This window comes from Azospirillum rugosum (assembly GCF_017876155.1).
GTDB lineage: Bacteria > Pseudomonadota > Alphaproteobacteria > Azospirillales > Azospirillaceae > Azospirillum > Azospirillum rugosum.
The window spans coordinates 32,516-51,082 of record NZ_JAGINP010000021.1 but is presented as its reverse complement, the minus strand read 5'-3'; the positions used below and the strand labels follow the sequence as shown (position 1 = coordinate 51,082).

Genomic DNA, 18,567 nt, shown 5'->3' with positions numbered 1-18,567 from the left:
ATCAGGCCACCGTGGCCGGCCGCAGCAGGGCGCGGATGCGGGCGGCGAGCTGGTCGGGGGTGAAGGGCTTGGGCAGGACCACCGTGTCGCTGCCCAGACCGGTCAGCGACTCCGGGCTGTAGCCGGAGGTCAGCAGGACCCGGATGCGCGGCCAGCGCTCGCGCACCTGGCGGGCGAGGTCGATTCCCGACACGCCGTAGGGCATCACCACGTCCGACACGATGACGTCGAAGGCGGAATCTTGCTCCAGCAGCTCCAGCGCGGCGGCGCCGTGGTCGGCGGTCATCACCTCGAACCCTTCCTGGACCAGCCCCTCCACCGTGGCCATCAGGACCAGCGCGTTGTCCTCCACCACCAGCAGCCGCACGGGGCCGGTGGCGCCGGCCGCTGCCTCGGGCATGGGCAGGTCCGCCGCCGGGCATTTGGCCGTCGCCGGCAGGGCGACGCGCACCACCGTGCCGCGGCCGGGCGCGCTCTCGATCCGGGCGGTCCCGCCGGACTGCCGGGCAAAGCCGTAGACCATCGACAGGCCGAGCCCGGTGCCCTTGCCCATGCTCTTGGTGGTGAAGAAGGGGTCGAAGGCGCGGGCGGCGACATCGGGGGGCATGCCGGTGCCGGTGTCGGCGATTTCCAGCACGACGGCTCCGGCCCCGCGGTCCTCCACCCCCGGCTCCGGGTCCGCGACGGCGCGGCTGGAGATGCGGATGCGCCCGCCGTCCGGCATGGCGTCGCGGGCGTTCAGCACCAGGTTCAGCACCGCCATTTCCAGCTGCACCGGGTCCACCTCCACCCTCTGCGGTCCCGGGTCCAGGTCCCAGTCCAGCCGGATGTCGGCGCGGACGGACCGTTCCAGCAGGTCGTCCATCGCGCGCAGGCTGTCCGCCAAGTCGACCACCTGCGGATCCACCGCCTCCTGCCGCGAGAAGGCGAGCAGCTGCCCCGTCAGCTTCTTCGCCCGCTCCAGCGCCGTCCGCGTCCCGTCCAGATAGCGGGCACCCGGGGCCGGCAGGTGCGGCGCCATCAGGTGCAGGTTGGCCAGCGCCGCCGTCAGCAGGTTGTTGAAGTCGTGGGCGACCCCGCCGGTCAGCTGGCCCAGCGCCTCCATCTTCTGCGACTGGCGCAGCGCGGCCTCCAGGCTTTCGCGGTTGCGCACCTCCTCGGCCCAGCGGTGCATGGCGACGGCCTCGCTCCGCGCGCGCCGCATGGCCAGCGAGGTGATCCCGACCAGCGCCAGCGTGGCCGGCAGGGCGAAGGTGGCGTACAGCAACATGTTGCGCCGCCAGGTCGCCATGATCTCCGTTTGCGGCATGCCGTAGGTCACGTACACCGGATAGGGGGTGATGCGCTTGAAGGCGTACAGCCGGTCGATGCCGTCCACCTGGCTGACGTTGCGGTACATCCCTTCGCCGGCCCCGCGGGCGGAGGCCTGCATCAGCCCGTTCCCCGGCGAAAGCCGCGCGGGATTGGCGTTCGGGATTTCCGGCACGCGCATCAGGACGGTGCCGTCCTGCCGCACGATGGAGATGGACTCCTCGCCCCCGGGCAGGACGCGGCTGTAGAAGTCTTTGAAATAGTCGGCGTGCAGGGCGGCGACCAGGATGCCGTTGAAGGCCCCGTCGGGACCGCCCGGGCCGCTGCGGCGGCGGCTGACGTTGAACTGCCTGGCCTTGGTGTTGCGCCCGATCACCGGTTCGCTGATGAACAGGCCGGCGTCGTGATCCCTCTGAACGCGCAGGTACTCGCGGTCGCTGACGTTGGTGGGCGGCTCCACCGGGAAGGCTCGGCTGAGCGCGCGGGTGAAGCCATTGGGGTCGATCAGCGCGATGACGCCCACCTGCGGCAGCTCGTCGTCCAGCGTCTTCATGTAGACGTGCACGGACTCCGACCGGGCGATCTCGTCCCAGCTCATCCCCTGGGTGCGCTCGTCGACGCGGTCCAGCGTCTGCTGCACGGTGTCGAAGATCTTGTGCAGATGCTCGTGCAGCACCTGCACCGTCTTGTTCATGTTGCGCTCGGTCTCGGCGACCACGGCGTGGTAGTCGCGCCACGCGATGACCGCGAACAGGACCGACGGCACGAGCACCGACGCCACGAGCATTGCCCGCAGCAGCCGCAGCATTCCAGCCGATTCACTGGCCAGTGCGTCGAGGAACCGTGTGGGCATCGGCGAAAGGCGGGTACCGGACAGGATGGGACAGGATCCGGAGGCTTGGCCGCCGGAGTGGCTAAGCTATGGCGTCGCTCTTGCGGTTCGGCAAGCCGGACTTTCCGGTAGGTCTATGCCTTAAGGGGTAGCGGAAGGGCCCGGGGATTCGTCGGCATCGTCCAGCACCTGGAACAGGCGCCTCCGGTTGGTGGTCCGGCGGCACACCGGGCACAGCGCGTCCGCCCCCGGCCGGGGGGCCGGCAGGCGCGCGGTCACGCCGCAGGACGGGCAGCGCCGGGCGTGCAGCGGCACGGCGGTCTGCCGGCGCGGGGCCAGCCGCTCCAGGATCAGCGCGTCGGGCCGGCAGACGTCCACGCACAGGCGGCAGCCGGTGCAGTCCTCCGCCGCGATGCGGAAGGCCGCGGACTCCGGATCCAGGCGGATCGCCCCGGTCGGGCAGAGCCGCGCGCAGCCGGCGCAGCCCTCGCAGACCGACGCGTCGATGGAGGGCACCCACGGCCAGGGCTGCGAGTCGGCCAGCCGCGGGAAGGCCGGCGGCGGCAACAGCCGTCCGAGCGGAGTCCCGGCCGGGGACGCGCCGCCCCCGGTGCCCGCCGCCGGCGCGTTCCCCGTCCGGCGCAGGCCGGACAGGCGGAACAGGCCGCGGCGGCTGAGGCCGACGTCGTCCGGGCCGTCCTTGGGGAGGTCCTCGTGGTCGGGGACCGTGTCGAAGGCCAGTTGGGCGCGCCAGGGCGTGGCGGAGCGGCGGGTCAGCAGCAGCGGCGGCAGGCCGCGCCCCTCCAGCAGGACGTTCAGCTCCGCCACAGCGCGCTCCAGCCGCACCGCGGTGCCGCTGCCCGTGGTGCAGGAGGCGCAGGCCCCCCGCGCGACGACCAGCTTCCGTACCCCGGCGCCATAGAGCGCCACGAGGTCGGCCAGTCCCACCACGTTCAGGCAGGGCAGCACACCGTCCACCCCGTCGTCACCGCCCTCATGGGCATTTCGGAGGCCGGTGCGCGAGCAGGCGGCGAATCCCACGGGGCGACCGCGCCCCGCCCCCCGTCGCTCCAAACGGCGCGCGACCCGGTGACCGTGGGCGATGACCGATTGCGGGCAGGCCGCGGCGCACAGGCCGCAGCCGTCGCAGACCGGCAAGTCGATGGACACCCCGTCGCCGTCGACGACCCAGGCGCCGCGCGGGCAGGCGTCGGCGCAGGCGCGGCAGCTCGCCACCACGGCCTTGTTGTGCACGCAGCGCTCCGCCGCGATGCTCGGCGGGGCGCTCGGGCGCCTTGCTGTGGCCGGCCATCCTATGACCGACTGCCCGGTCCTGTGTGTCGTCAACCGCAGGCCTCCTTGCGCCGCGACTCCGCGTCTTGCCTCGCCGGCCGGGGCCGGTCGAAGCCCTGCGCCAGCAGGTCGCGCAACGCATCCAAATAGCCGCCCGTGAGCAGCGCCGTCCCCGCGAAATAGGGCGTGCGGCACCGTGCCGCGACCCGGCCGCAGAAAGCCGGGACCCAGCGCAGCGGGTGCTGGTCGAGGAAGTCCGCCGCCTCCGCGCCCAGCCCGCGCTCCAGCAGCTCGGCCAGGAAGTGCAGCTCCAGCACCAGATGGTCGGGGTCACGCGGGTCGTCGGTCACGACGCCGAAGCGGCGGTGCCAAGCCTTCACGCGGAACATGGCCTCCTGCCGGCGCAGCGGCTCCTCGTGCACCCAGACGGATTCGATGGGGCAGGCGCGCAGCGCGTTGGTCAGGTGGATCGCCGCGAAGTCGGCGGCCAGCTCGTCCAGCGCCGCCGCGTCGGCGGGACGGGGCAGGGTGTCCAGCGCCTCCCCCAGCAGCGCCAGCGCCTGGGCGATGTCCGGCCGGTCGAGCGTCAGCCCGAAAAGGTCCTGGAGGGGCTGCGCGCGCAGCTCCTCCAGGAGGTCTGTGGTCGGCTCATGGTCGTGCAGGCCGGCCAGCCGACGAACATCGGCCGCCGCGGCCCGCCCAAACGCGACGACCACCGGGGACGCCTCGGTCATATGGATGATTCCGTCCATGTGCGCGTTCCTGTGTTGGGGTGGAGTGGTCGCGCTGGGCCCCCCTCCCAGCCTCCCCCCATCTTCGACGGGGGGAGGAGTTAGTCCCCTCCCCCGCGAAGTGGGGGAGGGTTAGGGTGGGGGCCCAGCGCGACCACTCCACCACTCACCCCTCCACCCGCCCCTTCGGGTGCGCGACGAAGGCAACCGACGGGTTGGTCAGTTCCGGATCGGCCATGTTGCGCACCTGCCGCACCACCCGCTCACCCGGCCCCACCGCCTTCGTCGCATAGGACCCGTCGCGGATCTTGTCGATCGGGCCGACGTCCAGCACGCGCATCATGCAGCCCATGACGCAATAGGGCTTGCGCCCGGCGTCGATCTCGTCGACGCACAGGTTGCACTTCATGACGGTGTTGCTGATCGGGTCGAACTGCGGCGCGCCGAAGGGGCAGGCGGCCTCGCAGCGGCGGCAGCCGATGCACAGGCTGCTGTCGATGTCGACGATGCCGTCCTTCGTCCGCTTGAAGATCGCGCCCGTGGGGCAGGTCGGCAGGCAGGCCGGCTCCGCGCAGTGGTTGCAGGACATGTTCACCTTGTAGGCGAACACCTCCGGGTACCGGCCGCCCTCCACATACATCACGCGGCGGAAGCGCGGGCCCGGCGGCAGGCCGTTCTTGTCCTTGCAGGCGATCTCGCAGGCGCGGCAGCCGATGCAGTCCACGTTGTTGTGGACGAAGCCCAGCTGCGTGTCCGGCACCACCGGCGTGTAGCCCTCCCGCTTGCGCGCGGCGACGGCCACCTGGACGCGGGCCTTCTTTTCCTCTTCCATGATGGTCGGCCCCCCTTACGTGCTGCGGCGGAAGACATGCGCCCGCGAGGTGGCGAGCTGGTCCCAGCCGGGCCGGTGGTTCAGGTCGGTCTTGCGCAGGTTCACCAGGATGGTGTTGTAGGCGAAGCCGCCGGCCGGGCTCGGCTCGTCCAGCGTCAGCACGTCCGGGTTGCCGGCGCGGTCCACCCCGTCGCCGTCCAGGTCCAGCCAGGCGCCCTCATGCACCACCACCACGCCGGGCATCACGCGCTCGGTCACATAGGCCGGCAGCACCATGCGGCCGCGGGCGTTGTAGACCTCCACCGTGTCGCCGGTCCTGATCCCCAGCCCCTTGGCGTCGGCCGCGTTGATGGTGACCTCCTGCTCGTAGGTCTCGCGCAGCCAGGGGATGTTGTTGAAGATGGAGTGCGTGCGCCAGCGCGGGTGCGGCGTGATCAGGTGGAACGGGTGCTCCGCCCGCTTCTCCGCGTGGTTCAGGCTCTCGAAGGGCTCGGTCCACTTCGGAATCGCCGGGATGGGATGGCCCCAGGCCGTGCGGGTCCAGTCGGTCACCTGGGCCAGCTGGGTGGACAGGATCTCGATCTTGCCGCTGGGGGTCTGGAAGGGGATGCCCTTCTCGATCTGGTCCTGGAAGGCGACGTGCGGGCGCGGCAGCTTGAACTTGTAGGTGCCGCGCGCCTTGAACTCCTCCCAGCTGATGTCGGCGCCCTGGTGGTGCTGCACCTTCTCCCACCAGGCGGCCAGATAGGCCTCGTCCACCGCGTCGTCGTGGTGGAAATACTCGCGGCTGGCGCGGGGGTTGTAGCGCTCCCCGAAGCCCAGCCGGTGGGCCAGCTCCGTGTAGATCTGGAAGTCGGTCTTCGATTCGCCGAGCGGCTGGATGACCTTCGGGCGGTGGATGTAGTAGTGGCCCTTGTACCAGGGCAGCGCCACGTCGTGCCGCTCGAAATGGGTCGCCACCGGGAACAGCACGTCGGCGTAGAGGCCCGACGGCGTGATGGTGCTGTCGTTGCAGACGACGAGGTCCAGCTTCTTCATGGCCTCGATCTGCTTGTTGATGTTGGGCAGCTGGTTGAACCAGTTGGACCCCTGCCAGAAGATGCCCCGCACGTTGGGGATCACCCCGTCCAGGTTGTCCGACCGCGGCCAGAGCCCGATCTCCTCCCGTTTCAGGTTCGGGTAGTTCAGGACCAGATGCGCCCAGCGGTCCGACTTGATGGAGGCGTACCAGACGTTGGCGAACTCGTCGTAGGGGTAGGCGACGCCCTCCGCGTGCCAGGCCTTGCCGACGCCCTCCGCGCAGCCGCCCAGCTTGCCGATGTTGCCGGTCATGGCCTGGAGGGCGGCGGCCATGCGGTTGTACTGCTCGCCGTTCGAATTGCGCCCCGGCGCCCAGCTGGCCTTCAGCGCGGCGGGCTTGGTGCGGGCGTAGAGGTCGGCAAGCTTCACGATGTCGCTGGCCGGCACGCCGCAGATGGCGCTGGCCCACTCCGGCGTCTTCGGCTGCCCGTCGCGGGTGCCCAGGATGTAGTCCTTGAAACTCTCGCCGCCTTGCGCCCACTGCGGCATCGTTCCCGCGTCCATGCCCTGGGTGAAGCGGTTGATGAAGTCCTGGTCCTGCAAATTGTTCGTGAAGATGTGGAAGGCCATGCCGGCCATCATCGCCGCGTCCGTCGCCGGCCGGATCGGGATCCACCAGGCATCATACGCCGACGCGCTGTCCGAATATTGCGGATCCACCAGCACGAAGCGGCAGCCGCGCTGCTTGGCCAGCCGCATGTAGTAGAAGGTGTTGCCGCCGTGGAAGGTGTAGGCCGGATTCCAGCCCCACATGATGATCAGTTTGGAATGGGCGAAGGTGTCGTCCTCGTTCCCATCCTCGATGGTGCCGAAGGTCATGCGGCTGGAGAAGGTGGTCGCCTGGTAGGAGGGCACCGACCAGCTCGACGTGCGGCAGCCGAACATGCCGAGGAAGCGGCCGAGCAGCCCCTCGATCTGGTCGGACTTGTGCAGCACGCCGTAGGACGCGCCGGCGTAGCTCTGGTCCAGCAGGGCGTGCGGGCCGTGCTTCTGCTTCAGGTCCAGCATCTTGCCGGCGACATAGTCCAGCGCGGCGTCCCAGGAGGCGCGCTTGAACTTGCCCTCGCCCCGTTCGCCGACGCGGATCATCGGGTAGAGCAGCCGTTCCGCCGAATAAAGCCGCGAGCGGTAGGAGCGGCCGCGCAGGCAGGCGCGCAGCTGCGGCATCTCCTCCGTGTCGTAGCCGAACCCGCCCTGCGGCCCCTGGTAGCGGCCGTCGTCGGTGGACAGGCGGACGATCACGTCGCCCTTCTTGTGCGCCACCAGCATGTGGCGGCTGCCGCAATTGTGGGCGCAGCTGGTCGGCACGGTGACCAGCTCATCGTCGGTGGGGTAGGGGCTGTAGGCGAAGGCCTTGGCCTCCCGCGGTTCCACCGCGCGGAACAGGCCGGCGGTTGCCGCCGCCCCAGCCGCTCCCTGCAGGACGTCGCGCCGCGAGACGTTCAGCGCGCTCCCCAGGATCGTTTTCGCGTCCATCTCGCCTCTCTCAATTCTTTGGCAGCGCGTAGCGCGGGTCGGAGGAGGTCGGGCGCCCCTTCGCCCAGTCGGGCGTGTCCTCCGGCATGCCGGGCCAGGGGTGGCGCGGGTAGGGGAAGCTGATCCGGTACCAGGCGCGCCCGCCGTGGCAGCCATAGCAGGTATCGGCATTCTCCGTGGCCGCCTGCTCGATCGCCTCGGCCTTCAGGTAGCTGACCTTGTGCCGCTCCGTGCGGAAGCCGCCTTCCGGGTTGTGGCAGGACAGGCAGCCGTTGGGCGCGTCCGCCGACTCGAAACTCTCGCGCGCCTCGTGCCAGGGGCCGGGCAGCCCTTCCATGTTCTGCCAGGGGAACTGGCCGTGGCAGGCGAGGCAGGTCGTCTCCGGGTTCACCTGCTTGCGCAGCGTGTAGCCTGCATTCGTCGCGGTGGGCGGGACCGGAGCCTCCTCCCGCGGGTTGGAGCCCTGGTGGCAGAAATTGCATTGCAGGTTCATCAGCCGCTCCGCCATCGGCGTGCTGAGGTGCCGGCGGTGGAAGCTGTCCTGCGCGCCGATGTAGGTGTCCAGCGTCTGGTACCAGGCCAGCGTGTCGGCGGACTTGACCCCGGCGGGGGAGGCGGCGCGCACGCTCGGCTCCAGCACCTCCTGGTGGCAGGCGAGGCACTGGTCGTTGGTGGCGGTGTCGATGGCCGGCTTGAAGTGCAGCGGGTTCCACAGCGCCTTGCCATAGTCCGGCTCGCCCGACGCGCTCAGCACCGCCTTGGGGAAGGCGGGCGCGGGTGGCGCCTTGGCCGCTTCCGGCGCCGGGGCCGGCTGTGCGGCCGGTGCTGGGACCGGGGCCGGTGCCGGTGCCTTGGCCACCAGGGGCTGCGGGTCCGGCTTCGGCGGGGTCGGCGGGACGGCGCGGGCCGCCTCCAACAGCAGCTGCGCGGTCGGCGACACCGGCGTGGGCGCCGGCCGAGCGGCCTGGGCGCTTTCCGCCGTGGCCGCGGCCTGCGCGGGGGCCTTGACCGGCTGGTCGGCCTTCTTCGCCGGGAAAGCCAGCTGGACGAGCCCGAAGACCAGGAAGAATCCCAGGAAATAGGCCACCGGGTGGATGGCCTTCGCGGGTTGATCGCTTTTTGGATGGTTGGACGTCATGCGGCCGGCCCTTCGGCGGTTCGGAGTCCCGGCCGGGCGTCCGCCCGGCCTTTCCTGACGAAATCCCGACGGGAGCGGCGCGCCGGAGCCCTCCCAGCCCCCGGCGCGCCGTCTCCCCGCGCGTCGGGCTTACGGCTTGCCCTGCATGCCGGACATTCCGCTCATCCCACCCATGCCGGACATTCCGCCCATGCCGGACATGCCGGACATGCCGCCCATACCGGACATGCCGCTCATCCCGCCCATGCCGGACATTCCGCCCATGCCGCCCATGCCGGACATTCCGCCCATACCGGACATGCCGCTCATCCCACCCATGCCGGACATCCCGCCCATGCCGGACATGCCGCTCATCCCGCCCATGCCGGACATCCCGCTCATCCCGCCCATGCCGGACATCCCGCCCATACCGGACATTCCGCCCATGCCGGACATGCCGCTCATCCCGCCCATGCCGGACATGCCGCTCATCCCGCCCATGCCGGACATCCCGCTCATCCCGCCCATGCCGGACATTCCGCCCATGCCGGACATGCCGCTCATCCCACCCATGCCGGACATCCCACCCATGCCGGACATACCGCTCATCCCGCCCATGCCGGACATTCCGCCCATGCCGGACATGCCGCTCATCCCGCCCATACCGGACATTCCCGACATCCCACCCATGCCGCTCATTCCACCCATGCCGGACATGCCGCTCATGCCCTGGGCGATGGCGGCGGAGGTGGTGGCGAGTCCGCCAACCAGGGCGGCGGCGATCAGGGCGGTGCGCAGGGTCTTCTTCATCGTTTCCATCGCGGTTTCCTCCATTGGGGTGTGTTGTGGCGTTTCCGGGCCGGGGTTCCGCCGGCTCGGATTGGGTGTTTTCGTTTTGTCGTTCTGATTGGGTGGGCGGCCCCACCGAGGGGCGGGTGCGGGAACCGCCTCAGCGGTGCCAGTGCCGCAGGTCGTAGCGCCCGGTCATCCCGGGCTGGGTGAAGGGCGTGTACCAGTTGCCCTGGTCGTCCAGGAACTTCAGGCTGGTGGGGTAGGGCGAGTCCACGCCGGACAGCGCCTTCTGGTACCAGCGCGCGTCCTTCGCCACGGCCGCCAGCGCGGGCGCGTCGGGCCGGCGCACCGATGGGGCGCTGCCCGCCACGAAGGAGGGCGCCTGCGCGGCGTCGTTCGCCGCCATATTGGGCGCCGTGTCGGCCGCCAAGGACGGTCCGGCCTGCGCCAGAACCACCTGCGCCAACAAGGCATGCGCCAGTATTAAAGCGCTCCGGAGTGCCGCTTTGTGCATGGTTTCCTCGCCCGGTGACAGTTGCTTAGCTTTCTTATTATTCGGGTGCTTCCCCGACATTTATGACCGCAACATTTGTCCGGTTATTACCACCGGGGATCCCTTTCGGTCAACTTTGCACAATCGCCGTTTGCATTGCAGCATTCCTTAACCGACTCTGAGAAACGCCCGAATCCTGGGCGCTCTAGGACCCTTGCATGTGGCCTTAACCACCTGACGGAACTGTAGTTTTTACGGGCTTGGCCACACCCTTTCGCCGCCGGCGCGGCCATTCGCCTGTGGCCGGCGCGCGCGGAAACGGCGAAAATGTCGCAGCATCAACCATCCGTAGGACGCAGGAGTCCCCCGCCATGCCCCTGAAGCCCATCGACGCGGCCGACGCCGCCCCCGAGGTCCGCGCCGTCTTCGACGACATCAAGGCGACCCGCAACGTTCCGGACGTGAACAACTTCTGGAAGATGGTGGCCCACCACCCGGAAACCCTGAAGCGGACCTGGGAAAGCCTGAAGGAGGTGATGGCACCGGGCGCGCTCGACCCGCTGGTGAAGGAGATGATCTTCGTCGCGGTCAGCGTCACCAACGGCTGCGCCTACTGCATCCGCTCCCACGAGGCGGCGGCGCGCAAGGCGGGCATGACCGACGCCCAGTTCGGGGAGCTGATGGCCGTCATCGGCATGGCCAACGAGACCAACCGCCTCGCCAACGGCTATCAGGTGGAGATCGACGAGTCGCTGAAGTAGGCGGCTGGCGCCCGGGGGCGATTCGACCGAATCGCCTTACGGCACGATCGGCGCCCGTGGGCCGAACGTCCAGGAAAGTGCCTCCGGCGCCGCGTCGAACAAAGCCTTCAAGGGAGGAAGGAGGCTTTGCTGGCGTTGCATTTCCACGAAGACCAAGGGGTGGTCCATGTCGAGAATGCCATCGCGCATGGTGTCGAGGTCGGCCTGGGCTTTGCCCGTTGCCTTGTCCTCGACATATTCCCTCAGGCGAGCCTTGTAGTTGCGAAAGGCGGTCCGGCGGGCTCTGGGCAAAGGATCGCGGTTCAAGCCGAGTGTCCGGACCGTGTAGTCGGCCCGTGTCCACTCGCGCGCCGACAGGTCCAGGCGGGGGAGAATGTGCAGCGAGCCGACATCATAGGTTCCGTTCGGCAACCGCGACATAAGGTCGAGTTCGAGGAAATGGCGCGGGTCCTCCGTGCGGGGATTGATCAGCGCGTGCACGCCCTTGCCGGGCGCCCGGACCGCGGCGCCCCGCTTGCGCACAACCTCCTTCAGTACCCCGCGCCTGTCCAGATAGGCATATTGGTCGCGCTTTTCGCCGCCGTTGCAGGGTCCGCAGGCGAACAGATGGTTGTCCCAGTCGAAGGCGTGCTGGGGGAAAAAGGATTTCGGCAGAATGTGTTCGATCTCGTCGGCCATCGAATCGCTGCAATAGCCGCACCGAACCGCACCGAAGCACATCCGCTTCAACTCGGTCCGGATCGCCAGGAAGGCCGCCTTTCCGGCCGGCGTGTTCGTCTTGGCCGCCCACAGACGTTTGGCTGCGGCGACCCGTTGCGGGTAGCGCGCGAGAGAATCGACCTGCCGTTGCAGATCCTCGATGTGGGCCTTGGTCAGCGGATCCAGCGCGCCCGCGGGCAGCTTCAGCATGATGACGGGCTATTCCGGTGCCGTTTCGCTGGATTCGGATGGCAGCGTGGCCCGCAACTCCATCATGCGCGCCGCTTCCCTTCTGGTCAGCTTGCCCTGGATGGACTTGCGGTTGAGCAGCGCCAACTCGTCGGCGAGCTTCTTGCCGTCGTCCGACCGCGCGACGTCGTGCCCGAACAGGTCCGTGCCATAGGCATCGACGATGGAGCCGTAGATCAGCCGGTTCAGCGCCACACCGGTCACCCGTCCTGCCGACTCCTCGTTGCCGGGATCGGGCAACTTCCAAACGCTCGTGGCGGCCCGGCAGATGATCGGGCTGTGCGTGGTGACGAAGAACTGCACGTTGGGGAACCGGCGGGTGAACCAGTGCCCGATGTCGCGTTGCCAGGTGGGGTGGAGATGGCTGTCCACCTCGTCGATGCACACCACGCCCGGCAGGTTGATGGTGCCCTTGCGGACGTCGATCGCCCGGCCCAGGGCGGCCTCGCCGAAGACGAAGGCCATCTGGTGCATGATCTCGAAGATGGTGGAGAGCACGGACTTGTAGCCGCTGCTCATCTGCTCGATGTCGACATCGTTGCCCTGGCCGTCGCGCAGCACGATCCGGTCGCTGGCGACCCGGACGATTTGGGCGCCGAAGGGCAGCAGGTCGGTCTTGTTTACGAACTCCACGATCTTCTTGGCGAGCTTCGCCGAGGCCTCGTCCTTCTCCAGCCCCTTCACGTGCAGGCGCTGGATCATCTCCAGCCCGGACGACAGGGCGATGTCCTCCCCGAACGCCGACAGGTGCGGGGCGACCTTCGGGGACGATGCAAAGAGCTTGTCCGTATTCCGAGTGCTCCCTTCCATCCGGCGGTAAGGGCCGAAGGAAGAAGCAAAGTAAAGAGATTTGCTAGACCACAACGATTGACCGTAGATCCTAAATGTTTCCTCTCCATCCTGCGCAATCTGCGCAACAAATGCGCCGATAACAACTTGTCTTTTCTGCTTTCTCCCATAATAAACTTCAGAAATGGAAATTTTCGCGTTTAATTCGCTTTTGTCCTCTGCTTGTGGAAAGCTATCGTCTGAATGGGGATCGACTTCAATATGAATCGTTCCTTCCTTTTCCCCGCGCCGGAGCCATTCTTCCCAGTTCTGGCGCAGCGCGCCGGCTTCCTCCATCCCAATCAACGCCAACGCAATCGACCGGATGACGGTCGACTTCCCCGACGCGTTCGAGCCGATGATGACATGCCAACCGGCCCGCTCCTTGGGCGGCAGTTCGATGCAGAAATGCTTGAGCGAACGGATATTCTCGATTTCTAGCTTGGCGATGTGCATCCAACCCCTCCGGACCTCGCGGGGATACTAGCCAGAAACCGCGGCGCTGGCACGCGCCTGTTTCCGGTCGCGATGTGTGGGGTCCGTGGGGAAACCTGGGTCAGGCGAAATCGCTCATCGCCTCCTCCAGCGACGGGTAGATGGCTTCGGCCAGCGACCCGTCCACCCGCACCGGCCGGGGCAGGATGGCGACGGCGTCGAGCGCGGCCTGAAGCGTCAGCCCGGTGACCTCGATGAAGCCGCCCTTGTCGCCATAGCGCCCGGCCGTCCATTCCCCGCGGTCGGGGTCGCCGGACAGGGCGCCGTTGGCGGAAATCATCACGTGGGTGCCGTCGCCGTCCCGCCGGTTCCAGGCCATGCCGTCGCCGGTGTCGCGCGGGCGGAAGCCGGCTTCCAGGAGTTCGTCGCGCAGGGCCTGCGGGACCTTCACGCGGGCCGGTTCGACGTCGGTCCCGTACGGCCCGCCGGCCCCGTGCGGGCGGCTGCTGATCATCTCTTCCACGTCTCCCTCCTCGGTCGTTCACGTCCTTTCCAACGTCAACAGGGCCGTGGGGGGAATGGTTCAAAAGCGAAAGGGCCGGCACGTTTCCGTACCGGCCCCTTGCCGTGTTGGTCGGAGAGAGAGGATTCGAACCTCCGGCCCCTGCCTCCCGAAAGCAGTGCTCTACCAGGCTGAGCTACTCTCCGTTCCTGTCGGTCCCGCCGTCGCCAGCGTCGCCGTGGGGCGGGTGTATAGCCCCTTTACCCGCGCTCTGCAACGCCATAAGCGATGGACGACGAATGTTTTTTTGTGGGGCGCTTATTCTCCCTCTCCCCGTTCCGCAGGGAGAGGGAAGGGGCCCGCGGAGCGGGAAGGGTGAGGGCTTGGTTTCTCGGGAAGACCTTGCCCTCACCCTCCCGCGCCGCGGGCGCGGGTCCCTCCCTCTCCCAGCAGGGCTGGGAGAGGGGAAGAACGCGAAAAGGGCCGGCGCGTTTCCGCACCGGCCCTTTTGCCGTGTTGGTCGGAGAGAGAGGATTCGAACCTCCGGCCCCTGCCTCCCGAAAGCAGTGCTCTACCAGGCTGAGCTACTCTCCGTTCCTGTCGGCGGCGCCGTCGCCAGCGTCGCCGTGGGCCGCGTATATAGCCGCTGGAACCGGGGGGTGCAACGCCAAAATCGTTACCCACCCGAAAAAATAAGCTCCGTCAGAAATCCCGCTCGATGACGAAGTCCAGCACGTCCAGCAGGGCGCGCTTCACCGGGCTGTCGGCGAACAGGCCCAGCGAGTCGCGGGCGATGGCGCCGTAATGGCGGGCGCGCTCCACCGTATCCTTCAGCGCGTTGTGCTTGATCATCAGCTCCTGCGCGCGCTCCAGGTCGCCGTCCTGCTGATCCAGGTCCTCCATGGTGCGGCGCCAGAAGGCCCGCTCCTCGTCGCTGCCGCGGCGGAAGGCCAGCACGACGGGAAGGGTGATCTTGCCCTCGCGGAAGTCGTCGCCGACGGTCTTGCCCAGCTTCGCCTGCTTGGCCGAGTAGTCCAGCACGTCGTCGACCAGCTGGAAGGCGATGCCCAGGTTCATGCCGTAGTCGTAGAGCGCCAGCTCCTCCGCCTGCGGCCGCTTGGCGACGACGGCGCCGACGCGGCAGGCCGCGGCGAACAGCTCGGCCGTCTTGGCCTTGATGACCTCCAGGTAGGCCTGCTCGCTGGTCTCCGTGTCGTTGGTGGTGCGCAGCTGCAGCACCTCGCCCTCGGCGATGACGGCCGACGCCTTGGACAGGATGCGCAGCACGTCCAGCGACCCGACCTCGACCATCAGCTCGAAGGCGCGGGAGAACAGGAAGTCGCCGACCAGCACGCTGGCCTTGTTCCCGAACACCGCGTTGGCGGAGGCGAGGCCGCGCCGCAGGTCGCTTTCATCGACCACGTCGTCGTGCAGCAGCGTGGCGGTGTGGATGAACTCCACCACCGCGGCCAGCATCTTGTGGTCGTCGCCCTTGTAGCCGCACAACTCCGCGGCGGCGAGGGTGAGCACGGGGCGCAGCCGCTTGCCGCCGGCGGCGATGATGTAGCCGGCCAGCTGCGGGATCAGCTCCACGGACGAGTGCATCCGCGCGACGATGATGTCGTTGACCGCGCTCAGGTCGTTGGCCACCAGGGCGGTCAAATCGTCGAGCGGGTTAGACTTGCGCCGTTTCGGCTCGAGGTTGGTCACGACCGCCAAGGTCGACTCCAATATGATTGACGTGACGATTTCCGGCAGGGAGCATAACGGCATAGCCTCTTCGGTCAAGTCCGCAGGGCGCCGTAACGTCGAGATGTGATGAAGGAACTTCTGCGCACCACCGATCCGGTCCGCCTCAGCTGGCTTCTGGCGCTGCTGGCCGACGCCGGGATCGAGGCCGTCGTGCTCGACACCCACACCAGCATCCTGGAGGGATCCATCGGCGCGATCCCCCGCCGCCTGATGGTCCCGGAAGACGACCACGCCCAGGCCTGCCTCCTCTTGCGCGACGCCGGCGAAGAGTTGGGGGTGTGAGGTGGTGGCGAGTTGGAATGGAGGCGATAGTGAAAGCAATTCACCACAGAGACACGGAGACACAGAGTATTTTTTGATCGAGCGCTCGTCTATCCGGCATCTGCGGGGCAGGCAGCGTGTTTTCAATAAATCTCTCTGTGTCTCCGTGTCTCTGTGGTTAATCCACACTCCCATCACAACGCCATGACCGAGCCCATCGACACGCTGCTCGACGGCCGGGTCCGCCTGCACCAGCCGGAATCCGGCTACCGCGCCGCCATCGACCCCGTTCTGCTCGCCGCCTTCACCGCCGCTGTCGCCGGCGACCGCGTGCTCGACGTCGGCACCGGCACCGGCGCCGCAGCGCTCTGCCTTGCCGCGCGGGTCCCCGGCGCCACCATCGTCGGGCTGGAAAAGCGCGCGGAGGCCGCCGCCTTCGCCCGGCGCAACGTCGCCCTCAACGACGCTGCATTCAATATGGCTGGCCGCGTCACCATCCTCGACGGCGACCTGCTCGCCCCGCCGCCGGACCTTGCGCCCGCCGGCTTCGACCGCGTGATGATGAACCCGCCCTACCTCCGCGCCGGGGCCGCGAGCCCGCCGCCCGACCCCTGGAAGGCCGCGGCGAACGTGGAGGGGGAGGCCGGTCTGGCCGACTGGCTGCGCTTCGCGTCCGCCATGCTGAAGCCCAACGGGACTCTGACCCTGGTGCACCGCGCCGACCGGCTGGACGAGATCCTGGCCGCCCTGCACGGCGCCCGATTCGGTTCGCTTACCCTCGTGCCCCTGTGGCCGAAGCCGGGGGAGGACGCCCGGCGCATCCTGTTGTCGGCGCGCAAGGGCGGCCGCTCGCCGGCCCGATTGACCGCCGGCCTGACGCTGCACGACTCCGACGGGGCCTACACCGAACCGGCCCGGCGGATCCTCCGCGACATGCTGCCGCTGGCGCTTTAAGTCCGCCGTCAGCGTCACCATGTCCAGCGGCGATGAGCATGCATGACCTCCTCGCCAAACTTCCCTTCGGCCCCTGGCGCGACGCCGGGCCGATCGTGTCCGTCCTCCGCCTGTCCGGCGTCATCGGCCAAGTCGGCCCCTTGAGCCGGGGCCTGACGCTCGCCGGCATGGCCGGGCTGATCGAGCGCGCCTTCGCGGTGAAGAAGCAGGCGGCGGTGGCGCTGGTCGTCAACTCGCCGGGCGGCTCGCCCGTGCAGTCGGCCCTGATCGCCAAGCGCATCCGCGACCTGGCGACCGAGAAGAACGTGCCCGTGCTGGCCTTCTGCGAGGACGCGGCGGCGTCCGGCGGCTATTGGCTGGCCTGCGCGGCGGACGAGATCTGGGCGGACGAAAGCTCCATCGTCGGGTCGATCGGCGTGGTGTCCTCCAGCTTCGGCGCGCACGAGTTCATCCAGCGCTACGGCATCGAGCGGCGGGTCTACACGGCCGGCGACAAGAAGGTTCTGCTCGACCCCTTCTCGCCGGAGCGCGAGGACGGGGTGGCGCACCTGAAGGCCATCCAGGCGGAGATCCACGACGCTTTCAAGACGATGGTTCGCACCCGCCGCGGCGCCCGCCTCGCCGGGTCGGAAGAGGAACTGTTCTCCGGCGCCTTCTGGGCCGGGCGCCGGGCGCTGGAGCTGGGCCTGATCGACGGCATCGGCGACCTGCGCACCATCCTGCGCGGCCGTTACGGCGAGAAGCTGCGCCTGCGCGTGGTGCAGGAGGACCGCCGCTGGTTCCGCCGCATCGGCTTCCGAGTCGAGTCGCTGCCGAATCAAATCGCGTCGGAACTCCCCACCGCGGCGCTGGCCGCCGTGGAGGAACGCGCCCTGTGGTCCCGCTACGGGCTGTAACCGCGTAGGTTGGGTGGAGCCGAAGGCGCAACCCAACATCCTTGCGCCATCGGCGGTGTTGGGTTGCGCTGCGCTCCACCCAACCTACGGCCGCACTTTCACTGCGTCACCTCGCGCAGGCGCTCCGACGGGGGCGGGACCGGCTGGCCGGTGCGCCGGGCCTCCGCGACCCAGGCGATGATGGCGTCGCGCGCGGCGGCGGTGGCCTCCGCCGGGCTGGTGCCGCCGGCGGTGCAGCCGGGCAGGTCGGGCACCTCGGCCGTGTAGCCGACGCCCTGTTCGGGGGCCAGCGGACGGACGATGACCGGATAGGCGCTGGCGTCCCAAGTGGCGTCCCAAGTGGCGTCCTGATTGGCGTCCCGAGCGGTGTTCATTGGATTTCGTCTCCTCTTTCTCGGTTTTCTTTCATAAAGTGCCGGCTTTCCGCCGCACGACAAGACCTATTTCGACGGAATCCCGGAATGCTCAGCGTCCTCATCTTTCTGGCCGGTGGCGCGGCCGGCGGACTTCTCCTGGGGATGCTGGGCGTCGGCACGGCGCTGGTGGCGGTGCCTCTGCTGACGCTGGTCCTGCCCTGGCTCGGCGTCCCGGCCCCGGACGCGCCGCTGACGGCGCTGGCGACCTCCATGGCGGTGGTGGCCGTGACCTCGGTCTCCTCCGTCCTGTCGCACCACCGGCTGGGCAACATCGACTGGACCGTCTTCCGCACGACCATCCTGGCGAGCCTGCTCGGCGTGGCGCTGGGCAGCGCCGTGGCCACGCACCTGCCGGGCGGGATGCTGCGCGCCGTGGTCGGCGCCTTCCTGCTCTACACCGCCTGGCGCATGCTGCGCGCGCCGTCCGCGAAAAGCGCGGGTCCGGTTCCGGCCGAGGTCCCGCCAACCACCTACCGCCTGGGCGGCGCGTTGATCGGCGTGGCGGGCAGCTTCATCGGGGCGGGCGGCGGCGTGCTGATGGTGCCCTTCCTCAGCGGGCGCGGCCACCCGATGACGCGGGCGGTCGCCACCTCCACCGCCATCGGCCTGCCGGTCACCGTGCTGGGCGCCACCCTCTACACCGGCCTCGGCCTGCGCGAGGGCGTCCACCTGCCGGGCCAATTCGGCTACCTGCACCTGCCGGCCTTCCTGGAGATCAGCGCCGCCAGCGTCCTGGCCGCCCCCTTCGGCGCGCGGCTCGCCTCCCGCGTGCCGGCGGGCCTGCTGAAGAAGGGCTTCGCGGTGGTCCTGGTGCCGCTTGCCTTGAAGATCGCGTTGGGGTGATGTTGAGACCGGGA

Annotated in this window: 18 protein-coding genes and 2 tRNA genes; 5 read left to right on the top strand and 15 right to left on the bottom strand. The window is 68.8% G+C overall.

Annotation, left to right across the window (positions count from 1 at the left end; genetic code table 11):
- Position 1: 1 nt before the first annotated feature.
- The 8 genes from J2851_RS25355 to J2851_RS25320 form a co-directional block, all read right to left on the bottom strand.
- Complete coding sequence (locus J2851_RS25355; protein WP_246500920.1) at positions 2 to 2,119, bottom strand: hybrid sensor histidine kinase/response regulator; 2,118 nt, start codon at positions 2,117 to 2,119, stop codon at positions 2 to 4.
- Positions 2,120 to 2,284: 165 nt separating this feature from the next.
- Positions 2,285 to 3,397, bottom strand: coding sequence for a 4Fe-4S binding protein (locus tag J2851_RS36620; RefSeq protein ID WP_209769765.1), 1,113 nt, complete (start codon positions 3,395 to 3,397; stop codon positions 2,285 to 2,287).
- 89 nt (positions 3,398 to 3,486) lie between these two features.
- Positions 3,487 to 4,188: a TorD/DmsD family molecular chaperone gene (locus J2851_RS25345; RefSeq protein ID WP_209769764.1), complete on the bottom strand. Its 702-nt coding sequence runs from the start codon at positions 4,186 to 4,188 to the stop codon at positions 3,487 to 3,489.
- A gap of 145 nt (positions 4,189 to 4,333) precedes the next feature.
- On the bottom strand, positions 4,334 to 4,999 hold the full coding sequence (locus J2851_RS25340; protein WP_209769763.1) for a 4Fe-4S dicluster domain-containing protein: 666 nt from the start codon (positions 4,997 to 4,999) through the stop codon (positions 4,334 to 4,336).
- A 15-nt stretch (positions 5,000 to 5,014) separates the two neighbouring features.
- Positions 5,015 to 7,555 carry a molybdopterin-containing oxidoreductase family protein gene (locus J2851_RS25335; RefSeq protein WP_209769762.1) on the bottom strand — a complete coding sequence of 847 codons (2,541 nt, stop codon included), beginning with the start codon at positions 7,553 to 7,555 and terminating at the stop codon, positions 5,015 to 5,017.
- Positions 7,556 to 7,565: 10 nt separating this feature from the next.
- The gene (locus J2851_RS25330) at positions 7,566 to 8,693 is read right to left on the bottom strand and encodes a cytochrome c3 family protein (protein WP_209769761.1); all 1,128 of its coding nucleotides are present in this window, start codon (positions 8,691 to 8,693) and stop codon (positions 7,566 to 7,568) included.
- A gap of 129 nt (positions 8,694 to 8,822) precedes the next feature.
- Complete coding sequence (locus J2851_RS25325; RefSeq protein ID WP_209769760.1) at positions 8,823 to 9,491, bottom strand: hypothetical protein; 669 nt, start codon at positions 9,489 to 9,491, stop codon at positions 8,823 to 8,825.
- Positions 9,492 to 9,621: 130 nt separating this feature from the next.
- Positions 9,622 to 9,930, bottom strand: a complete 309-nt coding sequence (locus tag J2851_RS25320) for a hypothetical protein (protein ID WP_209769759.1) — start codon at positions 9,928 to 9,930, stop codon at positions 9,622 to 9,624.
- Between the two features lie 398 nt (positions 9,931 to 10,328).
- On the opposite strand from J2851_RS25320, the gene J2851_RS25315 reads away from it, so the two are divergent.
- Positions 10,329 to 10,718, top strand: coding sequence for a carboxymuconolactone decarboxylase family protein (locus tag J2851_RS25315; protein ID WP_209769757.1), 390 nt, complete (start codon positions 10,329 to 10,331; stop codon positions 10,716 to 10,718).
- A 36-nt stretch (positions 10,719 to 10,754) separates the two neighbouring features.
- On the opposite strand, the gene J2851_RS25310 is transcribed toward J2851_RS25315, so the two are convergent.
- The 6 genes from J2851_RS25310 to J2851_RS25285 form a co-directional block, all read right to left on the bottom strand.
- Entirely contained in the window at positions 10,755 to 11,627 is an 873-nt protein-coding gene (locus tag J2851_RS25310) for an HNH endonuclease family protein (protein WP_209769755.1), read from the bottom strand.
- 9 nt (positions 11,628 to 11,636) lie between these two features.
- The gene (locus J2851_RS25305) at positions 11,637 to 12,950 is read right to left on the bottom strand and encodes an AAA family ATPase (RefSeq protein ID WP_209769753.1); all 1,314 of its coding nucleotides are present in this window, start codon (positions 12,948 to 12,950) and stop codon (positions 11,637 to 11,639) included.
- Positions 12,951 to 13,050: 100 nt separating this feature from the next.
- Positions 13,051 to 13,443, bottom strand: a complete 393-nt coding sequence (locus J2851_RS25300; protein ID WP_209769909.1) for a hypothetical protein — start codon at positions 13,441 to 13,443, stop codon at positions 13,051 to 13,053.
- 117 nt (positions 13,444 to 13,560) lie between these two features.
- Positions 13,561 to 13,637 (bottom strand) — tRNA-Pro (locus J2851_RS25295).
- A 311-nt stretch (positions 13,638 to 13,948) separates the two neighbouring features.
- Positions 13,949 to 14,025, bottom strand: a tRNA-Pro gene (locus J2851_RS25290).
- A 108-nt stretch (positions 14,026 to 14,133) separates the two neighbouring features.
- Complete coding sequence (locus J2851_RS25285) at positions 14,134 to 15,150, bottom strand: polyprenyl synthetase family protein (RefSeq protein WP_209769751.1); 1,017 nt, start codon at positions 15,148 to 15,150, stop codon at positions 14,134 to 14,136.
- Between the two features lie 99 nt (positions 15,151 to 15,249).
- Here J2851_RS25285 and J2851_RS25280 point away from each other — a divergent pair, with 99 nt between their 5' ends.
- From J2851_RS25280 to J2851_RS25270, 3 genes are all read left to right on the top strand, one after another.
- Positions 15,250 to 15,465 (top strand): putative signal transducing protein, encoded by a 216-nt coding sequence (locus tag J2851_RS25280; RefSeq protein WP_209769750.1) that lies wholly within the window; start codon positions 15,250 to 15,252, stop codon positions 15,463 to 15,465.
- 183 nt (positions 15,466 to 15,648) lie between these two features.
- A complete protein-coding gene (locus J2851_RS25275; protein ID WP_209769749.1) occupies positions 15,649 to 16,398 on the top strand; it encodes a tRNA1(Val) (adenine(37)-N6)-methyltransferase in 750 nt (249 codons plus the stop codon).
- A gap of 38 nt (positions 16,399 to 16,436) precedes the next feature.
- Positions 16,437 to 17,294 (top strand): S49 family peptidase, encoded by an 858-nt coding sequence (locus J2851_RS25270; protein WP_425514325.1) that lies wholly within the window; start codon positions 16,437 to 16,439, stop codon positions 17,292 to 17,294.
- Positions 17,295 to 17,392: 98 nt separating this feature from the next.
- On the opposite strand, the gene J2851_RS25265 is transcribed toward J2851_RS25270, so the two are convergent.
- A complete protein-coding gene (locus J2851_RS25265) occupies positions 17,393 to 17,668 on the bottom strand; it encodes a type II toxin-antitoxin system HicB family antitoxin (RefSeq protein ID WP_209769747.1) in 276 nt (91 codons plus the stop codon).
- An 87-nt stretch (positions 17,669 to 17,755) separates the two neighbouring features.
- Here J2851_RS25265 and J2851_RS25260 point away from each other — a divergent pair, with 87 nt between their 5' ends.
- Entirely contained in the window at positions 17,756 to 18,553 is a 798-nt protein-coding gene (locus tag J2851_RS25260; RefSeq protein ID WP_209769746.1) for a sulfite exporter TauE/SafE family protein, read from the top strand.
- Positions 18,554 to 18,567: the final 14 nt, after the last annotated feature.

Bases quoted from the DNA above. Each gene is read 5' to 3' on its own strand.
- J2851_RS25315 (WP_209769757.1), top strand. From the start codon at position 10,329: ATGCCCCTGAAGCCCATCGACGCGGCCGACGCCGCCCCCGAGGTCCGC.
- J2851_RS25275 (WP_209769749.1), top strand. From the start codon at position 15,649: ATGACCGAGCCCATCGACACGCTGCTCGACGGCCGGGTCCGCCTGCAC.
- J2851_RS25280 (WP_209769750.1), top strand. From the start codon at position 15,250: ATGAAGGAACTTCTGCGCACCACCGATCCGGTCCGCCTCAGCTGGCTT.
- J2851_RS25310 (WP_209769755.1), bottom strand. From the start codon at position 11,627: ATGCTGAAGCTGCCCGCGGGCGCGCTGGATCCGCTGACCAAGGCCCAC.
- J2851_RS25260 (WP_209769746.1), top strand. From the start codon at position 17,756: ATGCTCAGCGTCCTCATCTTTCTGGCCGGTGGCGCGGCCGGCGGACTT.
- J2851_RS25330 (WP_209769761.1), bottom strand. From the start codon at position 8,693: ATGACGTCCAACCATCCAAAAAGCGATCAACCCGCGAAGGCCATCCAC.
- J2851_RS25345 (WP_209769764.1), bottom strand. From the start codon at position 4,188: ATGGACGGAATCATCCATATGACCGAGGCGTCCCCGGTGGTCGTCGCG.
- J2851_RS25355 (WP_246500920.1), bottom strand. From the start codon at position 2,119: ATGCTGCGGCTGCTGCGGGCAATGCTCGTGGCGTCGGTGCTCGTGCCG.
- J2851_RS25270 (WP_425514325.1), top strand. From the start codon at position 16,437: ATGCATGACCTCCTCGCCAAACTTCCCTTCGGCCCCTGGCGCGACGCC.
- J2851_RS25265 (WP_209769747.1), bottom strand. From the start codon at position 17,668: ATGAACACCGCTCGGGACGCCAATCAGGACGCCACTTGGGACGCCACT.
- J2851_RS25325 (WP_209769760.1), bottom strand. From the start codon at position 9,491: ATGGAAACGATGAAGAAGACCCTGCGCACCGCCCTGATCGCCGCCGCC.
- J2851_RS25305 (WP_209769753.1), bottom strand. From the start codon at position 12,950: ATGCACATCGCCAAGCTAGAAATCGAGAATATCCGTTCGCTCAAGCAT.
- J2851_RS25335 (WP_209769762.1), bottom strand. From the start codon at position 7,555: ATGGACGCGAAAACGATCCTGGGGAGCGCGCTGAACGTCTCGCGGCGC.
- J2851_RS25300 (WP_209769909.1), bottom strand. From the start codon at position 13,443: ATGATCAGCAGCCGCCCGCACGGGGCCGGCGGGCCGTACGGGACCGAC.
- J2851_RS25340 (WP_209769763.1), bottom strand. From the start codon at position 4,999: ATGGAAGAGGAAAAGAAGGCCCGCGTCCAGGTGGCCGTCGCCGCGCGC.